The 20,074-nt window shown below is 60.8% G+C and carries 17 protein-coding genes; 9 read left to right on the forward strand and 8 right to left on the reverse strand.

Annotated elements, in window-relative coordinates; all coding sequences use genetic code 11:
- Positions 1–89: 89 nt before the first annotated feature.
- On the forward strand, positions 90–1,004 hold the full coding sequence (locus GAK28_RS14230) for a LysR substrate-binding domain-containing protein (protein ID WP_291780327.1): 915 nt from the start codon (positions 90–92) through the stop codon (positions 1,002–1,004).
- Positions 1,005–1,072: 68 nt separating this feature from the next.
- Positions 1,073–1,591 carry a hypothetical protein gene (locus GAK28_RS14235; protein ID WP_291780329.1) on the forward strand — a complete coding sequence of 173 codons (519 nt, stop codon included), beginning with the start codon at positions 1,073–1,075 and terminating at the stop codon, positions 1,589–1,591.
- 5 nt (positions 1,592–1,596) lie between these two features.
- On the opposite strand, the gene GAK28_RS14240 is transcribed toward GAK28_RS14235, so the two are convergent.
- Positions 1,597–2,673 carry a cytochrome c peroxidase gene (locus tag GAK28_RS14240; protein WP_343161875.1) on the reverse strand — a complete coding sequence of 359 codons (1,077 nt, stop codon included), beginning with the start codon at positions 2,671–2,673 and terminating at the stop codon, positions 1,597–1,599.
- A 168-nt stretch (positions 2,674–2,841) separates the two neighbouring features.
- Between GAK28_RS14240 and GAK28_RS14245 the strand changes: the two genes are divergently transcribed.
- The 3 genes from GAK28_RS14245 (at position 2,842) to GAK28_RS14255 (ending at position 12,324) form a co-directional block, all read left to right on the forward strand.
- Positions 2,842–6,165 (forward strand): IPT/TIG domain-containing protein, encoded by a 3,324-nt coding sequence (locus GAK28_RS14245; RefSeq protein ID WP_291780335.1) that lies wholly within the window; start codon positions 2,842–2,844, stop codon positions 6,163–6,165.
- 75 nt (positions 6,166–6,240) lie between these two features.
- On the forward strand, positions 6,241–11,721 hold the full coding sequence (locus tag GAK28_RS14250; protein WP_291780338.1) for an RHS repeat-associated core domain-containing protein: 5,481 nt from the start codon (positions 6,241–6,243) through the stop codon (positions 11,719–11,721).
- Between the two features lie 411 nt (positions 11,722–12,132).
- Entirely contained in the window at positions 12,133–12,324 is a 192-nt protein-coding gene (locus GAK28_RS14255; RefSeq protein WP_291780341.1) for a hypothetical protein, read from the forward strand.
- Here the strand turns inward: GAK28_RS14255 and GAK28_RS14260 are convergent.
- Both GAK28_RS14260 and GAK28_RS14265 read right to left on the reverse strand, forming a co-directional pair.
- Positions 12,321–12,605 carry a hypothetical protein gene (locus GAK28_RS14260; RefSeq protein WP_291780343.1) on the reverse strand — a complete coding sequence of 95 codons (285 nt, stop codon included), beginning with the start codon at positions 12,603–12,605 and terminating at the stop codon, positions 12,321–12,323. The genes GAK28_RS14255 and GAK28_RS14260 overlap by 4 nt on opposite strands.
- A 75-nt stretch (positions 12,606–12,680) precedes the next feature.
- The gene (locus GAK28_RS14265; RefSeq protein ID WP_291780346.1) at positions 12,681–12,869 is read right to left on the reverse strand and encodes a hypothetical protein; all 189 of its coding nucleotides are present in this window, start codon (positions 12,867–12,869) and stop codon (positions 12,681–12,683) included.
- Between GAK28_RS14265 and GAK28_RS14270 the strand changes: the two genes are divergently transcribed.
- Both GAK28_RS14270 and GAK28_RS14275 read left to right on the forward strand, forming a co-directional pair.
- Entirely contained in the window at positions 12,862–13,134 is a 273-nt protein-coding gene (locus GAK28_RS14270; RefSeq protein WP_291780350.1) for a hypothetical protein, read from the forward strand. The genes GAK28_RS14265 and GAK28_RS14270 overlap by 8 nt on opposite strands.
- Positions 13,135–13,292: 158 nt before the next feature.
- Entirely contained in the window at positions 13,293–14,681 is a 1,389-nt protein-coding gene (locus GAK28_RS14275) for a DUF418 domain-containing protein (RefSeq protein ID WP_291780353.1), read from the forward strand.
- Here the strand turns inward: GAK28_RS14275 and GAK28_RS14280 are convergent.
- From GAK28_RS14280 to GAK28_RS14295, 4 genes are all read right to left on the reverse strand, one after another.
- Positions 14,648–15,025: a hypothetical protein gene (locus tag GAK28_RS14280; RefSeq protein ID WP_291780356.1), complete on the reverse strand. Its 378-nt coding sequence runs from the start codon at positions 15,023–15,025 to the stop codon at positions 14,648–14,650. The genes GAK28_RS14275 and GAK28_RS14280 overlap by 34 nt on opposite strands.
- A 69-nt stretch (positions 15,026–15,094) precedes the next feature.
- The gene (locus GAK28_RS14285; RefSeq protein WP_291780358.1) at positions 15,095–15,376 is read right to left on the reverse strand and encodes a hypothetical protein; all 282 of its coding nucleotides are present in this window, start codon (positions 15,374–15,376) and stop codon (positions 15,095–15,097) included.
- Between the two features lie 238 nt (positions 15,377–15,614).
- Positions 15,615–16,013: a cell division protein FtsL gene (gene ftsL / locus GAK28_RS14290; protein ID WP_291780361.1), complete on the reverse strand. Its 399-nt coding sequence runs from the start codon at positions 16,011–16,013 to the stop codon at positions 15,615–15,617.
- A 116-nt stretch (positions 16,014–16,129) separates the two neighbouring features.
- On the reverse strand, positions 16,130–16,666 hold the full coding sequence (locus GAK28_RS14295; protein WP_291780364.1) for a lipocalin-like domain-containing protein: 537 nt from the start codon (positions 16,664–16,666) through the stop codon (positions 16,130–16,132).
- Positions 16,667–16,810: 144 nt separating this feature from the next.
- On the opposite strand from GAK28_RS14295, the gene GAK28_RS14300 reads away from it, so the two are divergent.
- Both GAK28_RS14300 and GAK28_RS14305 read left to right on the forward strand, forming a co-directional pair.
- Complete coding sequence (locus tag GAK28_RS14300) at positions 16,811–17,746, forward strand: LysR family transcriptional regulator (RefSeq protein WP_291780367.1); 936 nt, start codon at positions 16,811–16,813, stop codon at positions 17,744–17,746.
- 73 nt (positions 17,747–17,819) lie between these two features.
- Positions 17,820–19,424, forward strand: coding sequence for a PAS domain-containing sensor histidine kinase (locus GAK28_RS14305; RefSeq protein WP_291780370.1), 1,605 nt, complete (start codon positions 17,820–17,822; stop codon positions 19,422–19,424).
- A 3-nt stretch (positions 19,425–19,427) separates the two neighbouring features.
- On the opposite strand, the gene GAK28_RS14310 is transcribed toward GAK28_RS14305, so the two are convergent.
- The gene (locus GAK28_RS14310; RefSeq protein WP_291780373.1) at positions 19,428–19,991 is read right to left on the reverse strand and encodes a TetR/AcrR family transcriptional regulator; all 564 of its coding nucleotides are present in this window, start codon (positions 19,989–19,991) and stop codon (positions 19,428–19,430) included.
- Positions 19,992–20,074 lie beyond the last annotated feature (83 nt).

Raw genomic sequence — 20,074 nt, forward strand, 5'->3', positions numbered from 1 at the left:
GGGGATGACTCCATTGGACGCTTTGCCATATTCATTTTCATTGCCATCATGAAGGGTTTACATTAGGTGCAAGCTAACAAGGGGTTGCCATGGAATTCCACCACCTGAGGTATTTCATCGCCGCGGCCGAAGAGCTGCATTTCGCCCGGGCGGCCGAACGGCTGGACATCGCGGCGCCGACGCTCACCGTGCAGATCCAGGAGCTGGAGCGCGACCTGCATGCGCGGCTGTTCGTTCGCTCGCGGAGCGGCGTTTCCCTTACTCCGGCCGGCGAGGCGTTTCTCGAGGAGGCTCGCTTGACCGTGGCCCAGTTCGAGCGAGCCCGCAGTGTGGGTCAGCGTGCGGGACGTGGCGAAGTGGGGCGAATCGAAATCGGCTACATCGGCTCGGCGGCCTTCGCTGGCGTGCTGCAATCGCAGGTGCAGCGATTCCGGGACGCGTGGCCCGACGTGGCCATCGTCGCGACGGAACATCCGATGGAGGCGCTTCCTGACTTGCTGGAAGAGGGCGGCATCGACATCGCCTTCGCACGGCTGCCAATGAGCCTGCCATCGTCGCTTTCCTCGCATGTGCTGTTGCACGACGTTTTCTGTGCGGCCCTGCCTTCCGCGCACGTGCTGGCCGGTGCGTCGAGTCCCTTGCGCGCCAAAGCGCTGGCTGGCGAAACCTTTCTACTCCCCGAGCAGGCGCTGGGCACGTACGAAATCGGCCGGCGAGGGCGCTTCACGCCACGTATCGGCGACGCACCGGGCAGCCTGCTGGCCGTATTGGCGCAGGTATCCTTGGGCACGGGCGTCGCCATCGTGCCCAGTGTGCTCAAGGACGTGGTAAGCATTCCCGGCGTACGGTTCAAGCCACTGGCTGGCAAGCCGATTCCCTCCGGTGTGGCGGCGGTGTTCCGCCGTCATGAGCGCTCGGCAGCCGTCGCCCGGTTCGTCGCGCAGTTGCGCGATACGGTGGCCCTGTCGATTGTCTATCCGCACTCCGGACGATCGCGTGGTTGAGTCGTTTACGCGTCACAGGCATGCTTGTGCGTCATGAGGGTAGGGGCTGCCCAAGACAGGGAGCGTTTATGAAGTTCGTTTCGAATATGCGGTGTACCTGGGCGATGCTGGCGGGGATGGTCGTTCTCGGTGGATGCCATCATCAGGAGGATCCGGGCGTTGCCGATCCTCCCGTATCGCAAGCGATCAAACCACCTGCAGGAAACGCAGGCGCCGGCACCTGGCGCGCGTTCGCAGCACGAGTCGTCCATGATGAAGTGAAGGACGACACTCTCCATCCCTTCACCTTCGCAGTGCCGGCAGGTGACGATGCGGATGCGAAAGAGGCCCGGCGAAGTATCGTCATGGCGGTTCGGACGACCCTGGGAAACACCGCGATTCCAGGTAATCTGCTCGCTTTCACGGGCCCGGATTCCCGGGCGGTGGCAGCCGTGATCGAGGAAAGTTTTCGCGACCTTCCCACGTCGGTCACCAAGGGGGTCACCGTTCTCTACATTGGCACGTCGGATATGTCCTCGCGCGTTGACAAGGTGATGCGTGACGCGGGTGCGCGCCTGCGTGTGAGGGCTATGGCGACGCCGGAGTGATCTGCCTATCGCTCGACGGAAACCATCTCGTGATCGTCGATGGACAAGGCGCGTAAGAACGCGATCAGCGCGGCACGCTCGGATACGGTAAGCGACAACGCCTTGCCCGCCGCGAGGCTCCGCCAATACACCTCCTGGTCCACGGCGTCTTCGAGTGTCGGGATCGATCCGTCATGCATATACGGTGCGGTTTGCGCCACGTAACGCAGCGACGGCGTGCGGAACAGGCCCACGTCGGAAGGCCGGTGCGTCACGGCGAAGCGACCGGTGGCCGCGATATCCGCACGCGATGCGATCAACTCGCCCACGCTGGCAGGGTCGGTCGGTTTTGCGGCCAGCTCGCCCGTAAGACGCGGCATACCGTCGACGAGGCGCTCCAATCCAGTGCCGGTGGGATGGAATGCATCGTCGGAGAATCGGGCCGGGGTGCCCGCGACGGTATGGCATTGCGCGCAACCGGCCTTCCCGGTGAAAAGGCGATAACCCTCGCGCGCCTCACGGCCGATAGCCTCTTCGTCGTGATCGTCACGATAGCGATCGAACGGCGCTTTGGGACGGGGAATCGAGCGGATATAGGCGGCGAGCGCCTGCCTTAGCTGCGCATGCGACGCCCTGACTCCTTCTGGCAGCCCGAAAGCCTGGCGAAAAAGTGGGTAATAGGTAACGGGGTCGAGCCGTGTCGCGATATCCGTCGAGGCATCGAGGCCGAGCTCGCGCGTGTGGAATACGGGATCGAGCACGGCTTCTTCGAGCGTCGCACGGCGACCGTCCCAGAAGAAGTGCGTTTGCTCAGGGGGTGCCAGAAGACTCGGGGCGTTTCGCGTACCCTGTCGCCCGAAAACCCCCGTGGCCACACGACTATGTTGTGCATAGGCATGCTCAGGTTGGTGGCAGGATGCGCAGCTCGTCTTGCCATCGGCACCAAGTGCGGTATCGAAGAACAGCTTATGCCCTAATTCGGCAGGCGTGATAGTTGGCGTGGCTGCACGCGCCAAGTCGCGCTGTGTGAAAAGCATCACAAAAAAACAACAGGTGACGATCGCCGCTATGTTTCCCCATAAGGGCTTTCCTTGCCATTTCATGCGCTATTCGCCGCTCCGTGCCGATATGGTGTCATCGGATCGTAAGAAAACATGGCCTTGACAAGTTTTCGCGATCTGCCGCAATACTATCCGCACCAGTGAGTGGCGGTACAGCCGCGAGAGCATCGGCTCAAGCGTTCCAATGTCGAACGTTACAGGGGAATACCCATGCACAAGGACCGTGGATTTTCCGCGCGTGTGTTTTCGCGCGGACGACAGGGGTGGCTTAAGCGATCCTTGCTGTTGGCGACGACGGCATGCCTGTTCATGGCGCAAGGGTTCGCGCCGCAGGTGCACGCACAAAACTACGCCTACGACGGTAATGGCCGCATGGTGGCGGCTACGGTACCTGATGGCACCACTACGCGTTACGTCTATGACGACATGGGCAATCTGCTCAATGTCGTGGCGGTACCCGCGGGAACGCCGTCGATCTATTCGTTGCGGCCGAGCCACGGGCCCATCGGACAAACGGTCGTCATCCAGGGGCAGGGGTTTTCGGCGCAGGCTACCGATAACGCGGCGAGCTTCAATGGCGTGGCCGCCGTCGTGAGCGCCGCTACGACCCAGTTGCTGACCACACAGGTTCCGGTAGGCACGACGACAGGCTCTGTCACCGTCGTCGTCGCCGGCAAGACGGCGACCAGTGACCATCCCTTCGTCGTCGACGGCAACGGTTTGCCGCCGGTCATCACCTCGGTCACGCCAGTGGTGGTCGCTGCGGGCGCTTCCGTCGCGGTGGCGGGCGAGCACTTGGCGCCGGTGCCGGGGCAGACGCGCCTCTTGCTCGACTCGACGGCGCTCGCCATCGGCAGCCTTTCCGATGCGTCGATCACCTTCAGTGTTCCCAAGAATCTTGGCTCTGGACACGTGGTCGTCCAAACGCCGTTTGGCGTGGCGACGGCCAGCACCGATCTCGTCGTGGTGCCTCCGGGCATCGACGCGACAACCGTCGCCAGTGTCGCTCGCCTTGCGCCGGGCGGCACGCAGTCGATTTCCATTCCGGCGTCCAAGCGAGGCGTCGTCCTGTTCGATGGCGGTCTTGCATCGGCGACAAAATGGCTGAGCCTGCAGCGCCTGGCGGCGACGGGTAGTACGAGCGAGTCGTATGAGATCTACGATCCGCGTAACCGGATGGTCGCGCAGGGCAGCATATCGCCTGGGGCACCCAGCGTGCATTTGCCGAAGTTGACGGTACCGGGCACTTATAGCGTCTACCTCAAGCCTGCGGATTCAGCTGCCACGACGATCACGATGGGGCTCGACGTGGCACCGGTGTTACTGCTGAATGCGGCTGCCCCTACACCGGTGGTGGGTAGTGTCCCGAATATGTCCAGGCGCTATCTGTTCACGGGCCAAACGGGGCTTTTGGTATCGCTACCGACGATAAGCACCACGCCGACCGGTGCGCTGGTTTCCCTGCAGTTGGCTGATGAGGGCGGCAATTACGTTGCGAGCACCTCTGGCACGACAAGCGCGTTGCTCAATCTTCCAGCGCTTGAATCGGGCCGGCTCTATCAGGTGACGATTTCTCCAGGCAGTGGCGCGATCCAGAATACCGCGGTGCTGGTATCGACGCAGCCAGGTGGCGAGATCGTCGTGGACGGTCCTACCGTAGGCGTAAATGCGGGCACCGGCGTCGCGGCAACCTTCACCTTCAGTGCTGGCGCGGGAGACAACCTCGAACTGGGCTTGTCCGGTATATCGATGGGAGCAGGTACCTTCACCAGCGTTGTTACCAGCATTTACGATGCCGCCGGAACCTATGTGGGAGGTTCGTCGGGCTGCTCTGCAGCCGACTTGCCGTCGTGCCGCATATCGATATCCGGGCTTGCGGGCGGTCGCTACCTTATGACGATGAGCGCGTCTAATCCAGGCGCGATGACGTTCCAGGCGACATTGACAAGGGACGTAACAGGTACGCTGACGGTTGGAGAGAGCCGGGTCTTCACCTCGGCTCGTCCGGGGCAGTCGGCGCGACTGGCCATTCAGGGCAACGCGGGTGATGCACTGACCATCGGCGTCGACAATATAGCCATTACGCCGACGGGACGGAATCTGATCTTCAACCTGATCGATCCTGCAGGTAATGCGATAGTCAAGGACAAGTCTATCGCGAGCGCCGACGCCATCAATGTGAGCGCACTGCCTTCGACGGGAACGTATACGTTACTGGTAGGACAGGCGAATGCGCTTCCGATGTCGGTAAGACTTTTGTTTGCTCCGGTTGCAGGAGGTCCTTTGTTGCCTGATGGTCCGGCCGTGGAGGCGGCCCCCATAGTGGGACAGCTCCCGGTGTTCACTATCGACACAACGGCGAAGCAGGACCTGGAGTTGGCGATCGCGTCGACATGGAGGAGCAATTGCTCATCCATATCGATCAATGTGATCGACGACAAGGGTAATAGTGTCTATAGCCGCACCATGTATGAGAAGGCAGGAAATCATCATCTATGGGGTTTTGCACCGGGTCACTACGTCGTAACGCTCAGCAACTGCGTAAGTAATGTCACGGCCACTTTGACGCGCGACCTGGTGGATACGTTATCGCTTGGAGAAACGAAGAATTTCGATCTGAGCCGTAGTGGTCAGGTCATTCGTTACAGCTTCCAAGCCGTCGCAGGGCAGACGATAGCCGTCGGAGCACAGGCCTTCACGACGACACCCGCCGGCAAATCCGTCACAGTCAGCCTCTTCGCACCGGATGGAACGGTGTTCAAGAGTTCGCAGGATTCCAGCGCCGGAATGTTCAACCTCGAAAAACTGGCGATTGGTGGGACCTATACGCTGGTCGTCAGTCCGGACAATGGCGTGCCTGCGACCGGTCAAGCGGGCTACCTTCCGATGGCTGGTGGAATGATCGTCGCTGACGGTCCTTTGTCTACTCCTTCCGTAGGCACCGGACAGTACATCTATTACAGCTTCGACGCGGTGGCCGGAGACGAGTTGCAGTTCGGGATGGGAAGTCCCGTTTTTCAAGGACGAAAGGCTTCCATCTCGTACTATGTCTACGATCCGACAGGTAGCCAAGTGGATAGCAATTACATCGATCCGACGTCCAGTCCTTATGCGAGTCGACTTGCGCTTACGAACATGCGAGCCGGACGATATACGGTAAAGGTCATGCCATCTTCGGGCGGGTCGAATTACACGATCGTTGCCGCGCTGAGTCATTATCTACAGGGTAACCTCTCGATAGGATCGCCCTCGACGGTCGACATCGCGCGCCAGGGTCAAATCGCCAAATTGACATTCGATGGTTCAGCGGGTGCGAGACTCAAACTCAACGTTTCCTCGCTGACCACGTCACCTTCTGGCGAATCGCTGAGGCTGACACTTTTCGACCCGACTGGCGCAAACATCGATTCGGCGTCTTCTTTGACGTCAGGCAGTACTTATACGCTGCCTACGCTAAGTAAAACCGGTACCTACACCATAACGCTCGCACCGACGTTCGGCGTGCCGGCCAAGATGTCGCTTCTCCTGCAGTAATGCTCATGGAGCCGCCATTCCCAAGGAATGGCGGCGTAGCGGCTACAGGGCCGCAAGACTCAAGGATTTCGTACGATGGGACTCACGCATCGCTTTCGTCTGAGTGTTTTGTCGCTGGGTTTGCTTGCAATCGGGGGGCTGAGCATCGGCTCGATTATCGAGGCCCAGTCGTCGATCGGCGTGGACATGGTCGTCGTGCCTAGTGAGTTGACCCGGCACGGGGTTGTCGCTGCGCCGATTGGACTTCCCGACGGACGAGTTCTAAGTGTCGATGGGAAAACGATCGCACTTCGTCGCCCTGATGGTTCGAGCCTGACCGTGCCTTTACCGTCCGCTCGAATCGGTATGGTGGCTGTCGCGTTGCCGGACGGTCGAATTCTCCTGTGGGGTGGTGCCGAATCCGATGGCTCCTTGGCGACCAACGGCTGGTGGCTCGATCCCGTCAGCCTGCGATTCACCGAGGCGGTGATTCCGGCACTTTCACCTGGGCTGGGTCAGGCGTTCACCGTGCTTAGTGATGGTCGGGTACTGGTTACTGGCGGCTGGAATCCCGATCGGAGACTGTTTGGTCAGGCGGCACTATGGTCGCCTGTGCAGGGAATCCGTGTCGAACTGGTGACCCGTTCCGCTCCCAGATTTGCGCAATCCACCGCTGTGCAGGTGGACGGCAGCGTGCTGATCTGGGGCGGCGTGGATGCGTCGTTCCAGTCGGTGGACGGTGTCGTTCGATTTGACCCGTCATCTCTCTCTTTCGATGTTCCGGCGAAAGAGGCTGTCCAGTCGGGTGATTTCACCTTGCTGGCGTCGACGCCGGGCCGCGATCAACAGGCGGCGCCGGTCGACAGTCTGGTAGGCATGCGCTTCAGCGGCGACATCGATCCGACCACCATCTCGCCTTCGTCGGTCTCGCTGGTCGGGCCGTCGGGTCCCGTGGATGCCAGTGTCTCGGGTATCCAAGATCGCCTCGCTTTCGTTGTTCCTCGCGCGGACTTGTTCCCTGGAACGCATTACACCGTGGTGCTTGCGGGTATTCGCGACCGGAAGGGGCGTACGCTGCCTTTCACTTCGTTCGGTTTCACCACGGCTCGTATGGGGGGAAGCGTGGTTTCCGCAAACGGGGCCGCATCGCCGACACAGGCTTCCGGCCATGGTTCCTCGGCGGCCGCGTCATCGGTCACGGGTGCAACGACTCCTTCCTTGATGACGCTATACCAAAGTACCGGTGAGCCAGCGACAGGAAAGGCGGCCGTCTTGGCTTCCTGTCGTAGGAAGTCCGGCACGGGATATCGTCTATGCCGCGATCGTGGCTATATCGTCGACGGCGCGTGGTATCCCGGCCAGGACAACGCAGGCGGTCCCGATGGCGGGCACTGGCGCCTCAATGTCGCCGACTACTCGCCAAGCGATAACGCCCGCGCCTGGAAGGCGCGACGAGCGAAGGCGGCGGTAGCGACCTTCGCAAAATCGGCGGGTACCGGTTCGATCAAGGGCAAGCTGCACCTCATCGATGGTCGTGGTATCGGCCATGTGCAAGTGTCGATCGGTAGCGCATCCACCTACACCGAAGCCGACGGCAGCTTCCTGTTGGTGGGGGCCCCCCTGGGCAGGCAGACGCTCTTCGTGGATGGGCGTCCGGCCGACGACGCCACTCGCCACTACGGGCAGTTCGAGGTCGGCGTCACCGTCGATGGCAGCGGTAGTGAGTTGCCTTACACGCTGTACCTGCCGCGTATCCTGGAGCGCGATCGCATTCAGCTTCCATCCCCGACCACCTATGACATGGTGGTGACCCATCCGGACATGCCGGGCCTGGAGGTGAATATCCCGGCAGGCACGGTCATTCGCGACAGGCAGGGCAAGATAGTCACGGAGCTGGCCATCGTCCCTACGCCTGCCGATCGGGCGCCTTATCCGGTGCCGATGAACTTCGCCGTGTACTTCAGCCTGCAGCCTGGCGGCGCTTCGGTACAGAACGTGCGTTCGGACCAGCCCCAGGGCATCACGCTCACCTATCCGAACTATGGTCATGTACCGGCAGGTCAGCGAGCCAGTTTCATCGCCTATACCCCGGATGATGGGTGGCGGGCCTACGGTGCCGGCACCGTCACGCCCGATGGCAGTCAGTTGAAGGCGGAAGCGGGCGTCAGGCTGACGACGCTGACATCGGGCAGCTGGGATATGGACAATCGCCATCCCGGCGACAAGGATCCGGCCAAACCGGATGGTGCCTGCTGTGGCGACCCCGTGGACCTGTTGAGCGGAACGCTCGTGGAAAACGTGGCGGACGTCGTGCTTCCGGACGTGATGCCCGTGTCGGCCACGCGAACCTGGCACTCGATCGCACACTCGGCGCTGAAGGACCCGAATGCCGTCCAGGACACGCGTGCCTTCGGTAGTTGGCGTGGTGACTACGATCTATTCATCAATGGCACCTGGGGCACCATCAGCGTCCGCCTTCCCAATGGAACCCTGCTATCGCCATTCAACCAGGTCAAGGCGCTCCCGGGAGGGGATGGTCGTTGGGAGTATGCGGGAAATATCGCGTCCTATGCGGGTACGACGATCGACGCCAAATTGACAAGCCAATGCGATCGCGACAACGAATTCGAATGCTATGTCGTCAATACGCCGGATGGTACGCGCTACTACAGCCAGCCCTTCGGTGGTCTGTACGAGATTCGGGACCGTTTCGACAACCGCATTCGTATCGTTCGTGATGCGGGCCTTGTTACCCAGGTGATATCTCCGAACGGTCGCTATCTGACGTTTACCTATAACAGCGACAACAATATCGCTTCCGTCGCGGATCACACGGGACGGACCTGGACCTATGGATACCACAAGCTGAGCTTCCCGGTCGGTGCTTGGGCCGATGGTGGGCCGGCGCCTGGTTCCGCGACGTCGACGATGTATCTTCTGGATACGGTGACGTATCCGGATCAGACGACAACGCGCTATATCTATAACGAGAACACGACACCTCCGTCATCGGGTGCCGCCTGTGCTTCCACAGTGCCTGGAACACTCGCCAGTGTTGTTGATCGTAATGGTACGAAAGTGGTGGATGTGAGCTATTGCGGAGTGAAAGTGGCCTCTCAGTCCTATGCGGACGGAGGGGTTATGAAATTTCGATACCAAGGATCTGCTACGGAAGTGACCGACACTCAAGGGAATGTTCGCCGTTTAATTTTCGGGAGTGCGGGATACCCTGATTCGGATACTCGAGGCTACGGCACATCCCTGGCTAATACTGTTGCATCTGTTCATAACGAACGTGGGTTGCGGGTGTCATCAAAGGATGCTTTGGGTCGGACGACTTACTTCAATTGGGACGATCACGGGAATCTGCTGAGCGAAACGAGGCTGTACGGCACGTCGGAAGCGGTATCTCGTCAGTGGACTTGGAATGAGGTAAATGATCCGATTTCTTATAAGGACGAGCTGGGTCACGTCACTACGATGGAGTACACCGAAGGTTGTTTGACCGGAGTGCGTGACGCCGAGGGTCAGAAAACAACCATGGTGTGCGATCCGCAGGGTCAGCGCGTTTCCACCACGGATCCCTTGGGAAATACCACGAGACAGACTTACCTGGGTGGAGATCCTCGCTCATATGTCGATCCACTTGGGCAGACGACGTGGTTTGCGACGGACTCCCTTGGTCGCTTGATAAGTACGACCTCGGCGTCGGGTCGATCTATTCGCCGAAGCCACGACATCAACAACCGCCTCAGCGTCGCGCTTGATGGCGATGGAAATGCCGTCTCTTATTCATATGACAATGAAGGTCACATCTTGTCCGTAAAATTTCCCGGCGATGGCGTGCTTTCATTTGCCTATGACCCATCTTATCGGTTGCAGCGGCGTACAGATGCAATAGGGCGGTCGGAGAGCTGGGCATGGACAAGAGGGGGCACCCTTTCTTCTTATACCGATCGTAAAGGGTTGGTGACGGTTTACGATCCAGTCGATGCACTCGGTCGTTTCACGCGCGTGACGTACGCGGATGGTGGGACGGTTACGATTGACGCGTACGATGCAGCCAATAAGGTGCTGCAGTGGACCGATAGTCAGGACGGCATCACCACTCATAGCTTCGACTCGCTCGATCGTTTGACGCAGGAATCGACCTCCCGAGGTACGGTGTCATACACATACGATTCCTTGGGGCGACGACTTTCCATGACAGCCGATGGGCAGGGAGCGGTTACATACGATTACGACAAGATAGGTCGATTGAGGACGATATCTCAGGCTAGCGATGTTGTGACATTTGGTTACGATGTTGCGTCACGGCGGACTTCTATGACGTTGCCGAATCACGTCGTGGCTAATTATATCTATGATGCAGCGGGCCAAGTTAGCGGCCTTGATTACAAGCGGGGCGACGATTCATTGCTTGGGTCGCTGTCCTACAAGTATGACGGTGAAGGGCAGATTGTGGCTCGAGGTGGAACATTGGCCGCCACGGGCTCGCCTATTCCTTATATATCGAAAACGTCCTTCGACTTAAATAATAGAATCGACGTATTCGAGGGTAAGCACGTTTCGTATGATAACAATGGAAATGTCGTTGACGATGGCAGCATGAGTTATGAATGGGATGCGAGGCAGCGACTAGTTGCGATCCATAAGGGAGCGGAAACGATTCGCTATGCTTATGATAGCCGAGGGCATCGTGTTAGCAAGAATGATAACGGTGTTTTGACGTCATATTTGTATGATGGTTCGAATCCGGTGAAGATTGTTCAAGGGGGAGTGACCATGAGTGTTCTGAATGGTCTTTCCATGGATGAGCATTTTGCCATTACGTTGCCAAATGGTCGTCGGTATTTTATGGCTGATGTTCAGAAAAGCACGATGGCGTTGGTTGATGTGTCCGGATCGATTACTCAGTCGTATCAATATGGGCCTTACGGTGAAGATATTTCAGGAGGGGATTCTGTAAATCCGTTCCAGTACGCGGGGAGGGAGAACGAAGGATTGGGTCTCTATTTTAATCGCTATCGGTACTATCATCCCCGAACAGGGCGGTTTATAAGTGAGGATCCCTTGGGTATCGATGCTGGTCAGTCGAATTTTTACACCTATGTGGCGGCCAGTCCGCTGACAAATGTGGATCCAATGGGATTGGGTACTTTGGCTATCGGGCCATCAGTATCGTTTTCTCTGTTGGCCAAATTTGATTTATCAACGCAAATTTCGTTTAGTTGGAGAAATAATCATTTCTTTGATGTTTCGAGATGGCGGTTGGGCGGCATTTTTTCGATATCGCCGTTTACTCAGAATTCGAGCGGCGTAGGAGTTTCTGGCGGTGGTGTTTTGACCTATTCCGAGGCGAATGACCCGAGCGCTTTCGATGGGTGGAGCGGTGTAGTTGGGTTTAGTGGAGCATATGATTCAGTGTCAGCCGGCCTGGATGTTGGCAACATCGGGAGTGATTGCCTTACTTGGAGTTTGTCGTTGGGAAGAGGCGTCGAAGTTACGGGGACGCTTCCCGGTGAGGTTCACGCGGGTGCCTCTTGGACGGCTACAAAAAGCGTTCCTATTTGGTGATGAAGTTTTTTTATTGGCTTATATTTTTTTTTATGGCCGGAGGCCCTCTTTTTGCATACCTGTTATGGCTGTTCTTTGTGATAAAAATGTGGTGCTTGATCCATGCCGCCAAGAAGGCATGTCTTGCCGCAGGACAGGGATTGAATTATTGGGCACGCTGGAATGGGCGGCGGAGGCAATTGCCTGCGGCATCGCAGTTGAGCATGGTTCTGGGAGAGGAGTCGTTTATCGCTAGAGACGAAAAAATAGCGCTGGTTGAACACAGGGTCTTAGCCGGGCGATATTTTTTTTGGTCGTGCGTACTAGGGCTTGGAGGGTTTTTGGTTGGGTTGCTTCTCGTGTCGATAGTTGCATTGAATCGAAGCGTTTAGTGTTATTTGTTGGGGGCCCTAGTGAGAAATGGTGACCATCATGGGCTATGGTGAAGAATCGATTCTTGATGTTTTTGGGGTTAATGGTTGGGTGTGGTCTGTTTTGGGTTTCGATTATTTTTTAATCATTGCGATTCAATCAAGGCCGGTTTTGCCTGGAGCCCAATACGCCTTGTTCTGCGACGAAGCCGCCTTGTCGCCCGCTTCGCGCAGCGCCCGACGCAACCGCTAGATCGACGTGGACTTGCCGGTGAGCACCATCGATGTCGATGGGCATGCCTTGAGCAGCTGAGTCGCGCGATCCTCGATGGCGGAAAGGTGCGTCTCGTCGTCGCGTCGCAGGTAGGTGTCGATATGACCTAGACCGAGCAAGTGCTTTACCTCGTCTAGATCGTCCGCAGGCGTCATTTCCAGGCAGATCGTCAAGGGTGACAAAGCCGGCCGGATACCGCCCAGCGCCATGGCAAGGCCCAGCGTTGTCTCGTCGCCGAACACGAAGGCTGGCGACGTCACGTCCGGGAGATCCACGGAGCGGCGAGGCCCGAACAGCGTGCAATCGTCGCCCGTGCGTACGTCGCGTGCCCAGCGTCAGCCGGGGCTGTCACCGTGTATGAAGGCGAGCAGGCGCGTGCGCCCCTTGAGGGCGTCCCATTCAATCGGCGTATACGTCCGTTGCATCCAGCCGCCGAACATCAGCTGGAGCTTGTCGCCAGGTGTCCACGCGACCTGTTTCAGCGCGTCGCCTCCCAGCGTGATCAGCCGGAACCGGGTGCCCACCGGCTCGACGGCGACGACGCGGGCGGTGTTGACTCAGGTATCCCTCGGCACGGGTGTCGCCATCGTCCCGAGCGTGCTGAAAGATGTGGTGAGTCTCCCGGGCGTGCGCTTCAAGCCTCTTGCAGGCAAGCCCATTCCGTCGGGAGTGTCGGTGGTGTTCCGTCGCCAGGAGCGCTGGATGGCCGTAGGTCGGTTGATTGCGCAGTTACGCGAAACACCGGCCCTTTCGGTGATCTATCCGCAGATGGAGCGATCGCGCATTTGAGTCGTGTACGACCTGAGTGGTGAATGCGGACCATCGGTGGGAGTTCTTGCGTCGTCATCGCAAGACCCTGTAACCGTGGAAAAAGGCGTGGATCGGCAAAGCCCTGTGTCGGGCTATGTGTCCCAATGCGCAGCCTTGAGTCGAGCCGATAGACGTTCATGAGTAGTGTGGCGGGTTCCGTGTTTTCCCCGGCGATCGAAGGCGACCTGCCGGGCCGTGAGCCACTGGCATCGCGTGAGCGCATCGCCATCATCGACATACTTCGCGGCATTGCCCTGCTGGGCATCCTGCTGATGAATATCGACGATTTCGTGGGGCCGGAAGGCTGGCTTCACGACTTTCCGTTAGGGCTTGCCCATCCTGCCTTCGTTGGCTGGCATGCCATGCTCGACAAGGCGATCCTGGCGCTGAAGTGGACGTTCTTCGAGGGCAAGATGCGGGCGCTGTTCGGCCTGTTGTTCGGTGCGAGTACCGTGTTGCTCTTGCAGCGTATCGAACAACGCGCGGGAGCCGAAAAGGCAGCGGATGTCTTCCATCGCCGCAACATGTGGCTGATCGGTTTCGGATTGCTGCACGGTCTGGTCATCTGGAATGGTGACATTCTGCTGACCTATGGGGTCATCGCCCTGCTTGTGCTCTATCCGTTGCGTCACGTGGCGCCGAAGCGTCTGCTTGTGGCTGGACTGACGATATGGCTCGTCGGTGGCACGCTGGGTGTGGTGGGTTTCATGGATATGCCGGGGGCGCTCGCCAAAGAGGCGTTCCTCCAGCAAGCCCATGAGGCTACCGCCAGCGGTGCGCCGTTGACGGAGGGGCAGCGTGACGCGTTGGCGGAGGAGGCTCGGGACACGCGGGAGGCACCGGTGGCCATGGAAGAATCCCTCCGCGATGGTCGCAGGGGGTTCATCGACTCCGTCGCGTCAAACGCCAGCGGATACCTCGCCTTCTATTGGAAGCAGTGGACCGGTGGCCTGATGCTCGAGTACATCGGGAGCATGATCTTCGGCATGGGGCTGTTCCGAATGGGCTTCCTCACGGGTGACCTGTCGTCACGCACGTACATGAAGGTCGCCCTGGTCAGCTACGCCGTCGCCTTGCCCCTGAGCCTTGGCGGTCTCTGGTACGGGTTCCACCACGATCTTTCGACCGGTGCGTTGCTCAAGGCCTTGTATTGCCCTTACATGGTGTTGCAGTTCTTTGCGGCGATGGGCAACGCGTCGTTGATGATCCTGCTTATCCGCTCCGGCCGCCTGTCCATGGTGGCCGGGAGCCTTGCGGCTGTTGGGCGCATGGCGATCACCAACTACCTCTTCACGAGCATCCTGTGTCGCTTCGTGTTCAGTTGGGGGCCTTGGAAACTCTACGGCACGCTTGAGTACTACCAGTACCTCTACGTCGTGGTGGCCGTGTGGGTCTTCAATATCCTGTTCAGTCGCCTCTGGTTGCGCCATTTCGCCTTCGGTCCCGTGGAATGGGTCTGGCGTTCTCTTACCTATTGGCGTTGGCAGCCGCTTCAGTCGAGTCCGGTCTTGCCTGGCGCCCAGTAAGCCTTGTTCTGGTAAGCGGACGTCTTGTCGTTCTCCTTTCGCAGCGAGCGGCGCAGGCGCTGGATGGAGGTGGACTTGCCTGTCAGCACAAACGATGCCGAAGGGTATGTCGTCAGGAATCGCGTCGCGCGCTCTTCGATAGCCGAAAAATGGGCGTCGTCCGCGCGGCGCAGGTGAATATCGACGTGTCCGAGTCCGAGCAGTTGCCTGACCTCGTTCAGGTCGTCGGCTGGCGTCATTTCCAGCGAGATCGTTACGGGGGATAGCGCGGGGCGCATGTCCCCCAGAGCGATCGCCAGGCCCAGCGTCGTTTCGTCGCCGAAGACGAAGGCCGGAGCCGTCACGGCGTGCAGGTCGATGGAGCGGCGTGGGCCGAACAGGGTGCAGTCGTCGCCGATCTTCAGTTCGCGTGCTCAGCGCGCGGCGGGCCCTTCGCCGTGCATGAATGCCAGGAGTCGTGTCGTTCCGTTGTCCGGATCCCATTCAATCGGGGTGTAGGTGCGTTGCATCCAGCCGCCGAACATCAATTGCAGCTTGTCGCCCGGCGTCCACGCAACCTGTTTCAAGGCGTCGCCCCCCAGGGTAATCAACCGGAAGCGTGCGCCGATCGGCTCGATGGCGACGACCCTGGCGTTGCGCGTGAACATTTTCTGGAAGGCAGCCTCGATCCTGCCGACACGCCGCCGTTCAGTCATGGGCAGTCTCCCGGATCGTCACGTCGAGGCGCAGGCGTGCGCCATGGCGCGGCCCGTGAACAGGGCCACCTGGATTTATTGAAAGCATGGGCAGGAACCGAAGAAGGAGACGGGGCTGGCAGGCCAGTTCTTTGGGACACATGGCCGGAGGCTGCACCGATTATCCGCATCGGCTATCGGAAGCGGTTGCGAAAAGCGGCCAAATGATTTCGCGATTGGGCCAAATCGCGCGATGCATTCAGGGGGCGTAGACCGAACTCGCATGGCCGGGCGAGTCTTCAGTCAGGGTGGGCGTGGGCACTTGGCGTGTCCGTTCGATCATCAGCGGCCAGTTCGGGGTGGTCCGCTGGCCGCGGATCAGGCGCAGCACGGGTTGCGGCACCATGCCGAGGTCCCGCGTCGCGCGTTCCTCGACCACCTGGGGATCGGCATAGGTGGCCTGTTCCAGCAGCAGGCGGCCGTATTCCGATTGCAGGGCGTCCCGTTCCGCCGCCAGCTTGTAGAGCTGTATGGACAGTGTTCGTGCCTGTTGGCGGTGCCAGATGACATCGATGGCCGAGCCGACATCGACGACGAGCAGCGCGGCGAGCGCGACAAGCGCCACGCATCGCGCGGCGGTTTTCAGGGAAGACGACATGGGCGGGGAGTGGTGTTCGACGCCCCGATGCTGGTGGCCAGCCCTGCACACGTCGGGTCATTTTCATGGCACGACGCGGGCAGGGCATGGCGTGGCGCCGGCTTCCCTGTCGCGTGTCAGGAGTGAACGCGTCGCCAGACCACTTCGCCGTGCGCGCCTTCGGCCGCGCCGCTCGATGGCTTGGCGACGGTGTAGGTGAGTTCGTCGCCCTTGAGGGTATAACCGGTGTCGCCGCCCTTACCGTCCCAGTTGGGATAAGAGGCGCGCACGATCTGGCTGTGCATGACCATGGTGGTGGCGTTGGCGCTCACATGGCCGAAGTGGGCGTTGCTGTCCAGCGACGCGGCACGGTATTCCTCCGGCGTGCCCTTGGATTTGTCGTTCGCGGCGAAGGGTATTCGCTTCGCCCGGACGATCTGCATCATGTAGTCGCCCTGGGCATCGATGAGCCACATGCCTTCCGGGTTGGGGCCATACAGTTCCACGCGGTGTCCGTCCGGATAGACGTTGTCGCAGCGGACCAGGGCCCAGGCGCCGACCAGTTCCTTGGGCACCATGGACTTCATCATCGTGGCGTCCTCGGCCGCCATGGCAACCGGGGCGGCGGTGAACGCGAGCAGGGCAAGCGTCAGGGAAAGGCGGGGGAGCGACATGGCGTTGCCTCGGCAGGTGGGTGGGTGTCGCTATGCTCTGGCGCTTGGCTGATTTTGATAATGGGTCCGGACCTGTATTGATCTTCAATCGCAGCTTGAAGATCATCCGCCAGACCGGGGCATTCGCCCGACGGAGCCAGGGCCATGCAGCGCCTCAGCGACATGCAGTTGCTCGTCGACGCCGCCGATCTCGGCAGCCTGTCGGCCGCGGGTCGTCGATCCGGCCTGTCGCCGGCCGCCGCCAGCGCATGCGTGCAACGGATCGAGGCGGCGCTGGGCGCGCGCCTGTTCGAGCGGACGACGCGTCAACTCCGCCTGACCGATGAGGGCCGCCTTTACATCGCCTCGTGCCGGCAGGCGATCGAGACCATGCGCGAGGCGGAGCAGGCCGTACGCCACGGCACGGAGCGCGTCAGCGGCACCTTGCGGGTATCGGCGCCGTCCGACCTGGGGCGCAACCTGCTCGTCCATGTGCTGGACCGTTTCATGGCGCTGCATCCAGACGTGCGCATCGTACTGATCCTGTCCGATTCGCTTTCGCGCTTCGTACCCGACGATGTGGACGTCGCCATCCGCGTGGGGCCGCTGGAAAACGGCGACCTCGTGGCGCGGCATCTCGCAGACAGCTGGCGGGTGGTCTGTGCCTCCCCGGCCTGCATCGAGGCCCATGGCATGCCGTCCGCGCCGGACGCGCTCGCCGACTTGCCCACCCTCGTGCTGACCACCAGCGCGGGGCCCCGCGATCAATGGCGACTGGGCGACCACGTGGTCCAGGTGCGCCGGTACCACGAGAGCACCGACAGCGAAGTGATCCGAACCTGGGCCATCCTGGGGCGGGGATTCGCGTATCGGCAGCTATGGGCGGTGACCCGCGACGTGGACGAGGGCAGGCTCGTGCTGGTCAATGCGCCGGCTTGGTCGGCGCCGTCACCGATCCACGCGCTCTACCATCCGAATACGTTCCAGCCGCCTCGCGTGCGACGCTTCGTCGAGTTCCTCCAGGTGGAGATGGCCAGCAGGTTTCCAGCCTCCCATGCCAGCGGTTTTTCGGCAGTCCACCGAAAGCACCCGCCTGCCTGACGCGGTCCTGCGCGAACCTGTCATGATCGACGGGTAGTGATCGTGCCGGGGGGCACGGAAAGCGTCAGGAGCCATGGCAGAAGTGATCGAATCATCGCCGTCGGAAGAGGGCGAACAACAGCGGGTGGACGGCATCCCGACGGGTAATCTGGCCGGGAGCGATACCCAGTTCCGGATCCTCGTCGAGGGCGTCGCGGACTACGCGATCTACATGATCGACCCCACGGGCCACGTGGCCAGTTGGAACTCCGGCGCCCAGCGGATCAAGGGATACGCGCCCGTCGATATCATCGGCAGCCATTACCGGCGCTTCTACACCCCGGACGACCAGGCGGCCGGCGAGCCCGAGCGCAATCTGCAGCGTGCGGTCGTCGAGGGTCGCGTCGAGGCCGAGGGGTGGCGCGTCCGCAAGGACGGCAGTCGCTTCTGGGCCCATGTCATCATCGATCGCATCCAGGACGACAAGGGCGCACTGATCGGTTTCGCCAAGATCACCCGTGATGTCACCGAGCAACGCGATGCCGCGCTCAAGCTGGAAGAGGCGAAAATGGCCTTGTTCCAGGCGCAGAAAATGGAGGCGATGGGGCAACTGACCGGCGGCGTCGCGCATGATTTCAACAACCTGCTCATGGCGATCCAGAGCGCGCTCGACCTGCTGAGCCGACGCCTGCCCGACGACGAGCGTACCCGAGCCATCTTCGCCGCCGCACTGGCGGGCGTACAGCGTGGGGCGAGCCTGACCCAGCGCATGTTGGCCTTTGCCCGTCGCCAGGAACTGAGCCCGCGTGCCGTCGATGCGAGTGAACTGGTGCGAGGCATGTCGAAGCTGCTCGACCATACGCTGGGCGAGCGTTTCCAGTTGGCGATCCGCCTCGCGCCCCGGCTCAATCCCATGCTGGTGGACCCCCACCAACTGGAGCTGGCGCTGCTCAACCTCGTGGTGAACGCGCGTGACGCCTATGGCGAGCGAGGCGGGCGCATCGGGATCGAGGCCGAGAACGTGGATGTCCCGGAAAAACACCTTCGCCTGCCCGAGGCGCGGCGCTATGTACGGCTATCCGTCGTCGACCAGGGGCAGGGCATGGATGCGGATACGCTCGCTCGCGCCACCGATCCTTTCTTCACGACGAAGGGGGTCGGTAAAGGCACGGGACTGGGGCTCTCGATGGTCCACGGGCTTGCCGCGCAGTCGCAGGGGCGACTTGTGCTGCACAGCCAGCCCGAGGAGGGTACCCGGGCCGAGCTTTGGCTACCGGTGGCGGAAGCATGCGACGCCATCGCCGTCGAGGAGGTCGTCGTATCCGACGATGTCGGTGACGCGACTGTCGCATTGCGCGTGCTTGCGGTCGACGACGACCATCTGGTGTTGATGACGCTTGCTGCGTTGCTGGAAGACCTGGGGCATACGGTCACCACCGTATCGTCGGCGCGTCACGCACTGGAGCGGCTGCAATCCAGCGAACACTACGACGTGCTCATGACGGATTACGCCATGCCACACATGACCGGCGAAGAGCTGGCGCGCGAGGTCAGGCAGTTGCGACCCGGGATGCCGATCGTCCTGGCGACCGCGTATGCCGAAGTGCCAGCCTCGGCGTTCTCCAGCCTGCTGCGCCTCAACAAGCCCTTTGACCGCGCGCATCTCGCGTCCGTGCTGGGACGCATCACGCTGGGGTGATCCTCAGCGTCGATGTCCCAGCACACCGGCGATCCAGTGGTGCAGATCGTCGACGCTCGGCGGTTCCGAGGCGAAGAGAATGCGATAGAGCAAGGGCGACAGCACGTGATCGATGACGTCGCGCGTGGAAACTACGTGCTCGCCACGCGCGATGGCGCGCTCGCGGATGATGTCGACCTGTTGCGCCATGAACTCGGCGCAGCGGCAGGCGTTGTCCGGGACGGGAGTGCAGAGCACGTCGCGGAGCATCTTGCGTCCGGGCTCGGAGGCGATCTCTTCGAGGTAATCGCCCAGCCAGGTCTCCAGGTCGCCCCGATAAGTGCCGGTGTCCGGCGGCGCCGTGTCCGGGCGCATCTGCTCCACGGCCACGTCGGCGAGAAGCTGGGTCAGATCGCCCCAGCGCCGGTAGATGGTCGAGGGGGTGACGCCCGCCCGTGAGGCGATCGCGGGCACGGTGAGTCCGTCGGTGTCTTCCTGCTGCAGTTCCCGGACCGCCTGGTGCACGGCGGCCTGGACCCGGGCGCTGCGGCCGCCGGGGCGGAGTTGGGGCGTGGCACTGGTGTTCATGGCGCTAGGATATCATTCACTAACGCAAAGTATTTGCGTTAGTTTGGAATCGGAGTACGCTAAAGCACATTCTTAGCTTTAGT

The organism is Luteibacter sp. (assembly GCF_009912395.1).
Lineage (GTDB): Bacteria > Pseudomonadota > Gammaproteobacteria > Xanthomonadales > Rhodanobacteraceae > Luteibacter.

Bases quoted from the DNA above. Each gene is read 5' to 3' on its own strand.
- GAK28_RS14230 (WP_291780327.1), top strand. From the start codon at position 90: ATGGAATTCCACCACCTGAGGTATTTCATCGCCGCGGCCGAAGAGCTG.
- GAK28_RS14235 (WP_291780329.1), top strand. From the start codon at position 1,073: ATGAAGTTCGTTTCGAATATGCGGTGTACCTGGGCGATGCTGGCGGGG.
- GAK28_RS14240 (WP_343161875.1), bottom strand. From the start codon at position 2,673: ATGAAATGGCAAGGAAAGCCCTTATGGGGAAACATAGCGGCGATCGTC.
- GAK28_RS14245 (WP_291780335.1), top strand. From the start codon at position 2,842: ATGCACAAGGACCGTGGATTTTCCGCGCGTGTGTTTTCGCGCGGACGA.
- GAK28_RS14250 (WP_291780338.1), top strand. From the start codon at position 6,241: ATGGGACTCACGCATCGCTTTCGTCTGAGTGTTTTGTCGCTGGGTTTG.
- GAK28_RS14255 (WP_291780341.1), top strand. From the start codon at position 12,133: ATGGGCTATGGTGAAGAATCGATTCTTGATGTTTTTGGGGTTAATGGT.
- GAK28_RS14275 (WP_291780353.1), top strand. From the start codon at position 13,293: ATGAGTAGTGTGGCGGGTTCCGTGTTTTCCCCGGCGATCGAAGGCGAC.
- GAK28_RS14285 (WP_291780358.1), bottom strand. From the start codon at position 15,376: ATGACTGAACGGCGGCGTGTCGGCAGGATCGAGGCTGCCTTCCAGAAA.
- ftsL (WP_291780361.1), bottom strand. From the start codon at position 16,013: ATGTCGTCTTCCCTGAAAACCGCCGCGCGATGCGTGGCGCTTGTCGCG.
- GAK28_RS14295 (WP_291780364.1), bottom strand. From the start codon at position 16,666: ATGTCGCTCCCCCGCCTTTCCCTGACGCTTGCCCTGCTCGCGTTCACC.
- GAK28_RS14300 (WP_291780367.1), top strand. From the start codon at position 16,811: ATGCAGCGCCTCAGCGACATGCAGTTGCTCGTCGACGCCGCCGATCTC.
- GAK28_RS14305 (WP_291780370.1), top strand. From the start codon at position 17,820: ATGGCAGAAGTGATCGAATCATCGCCGTCGGAAGAGGGCGAACAACAG.
- GAK28_RS14310 (WP_291780373.1), bottom strand. From the start codon at position 19,991: ATGAACACCAGTGCCACGCCCCAACTCCGCCCCGGCGGCCGCAGCGCC.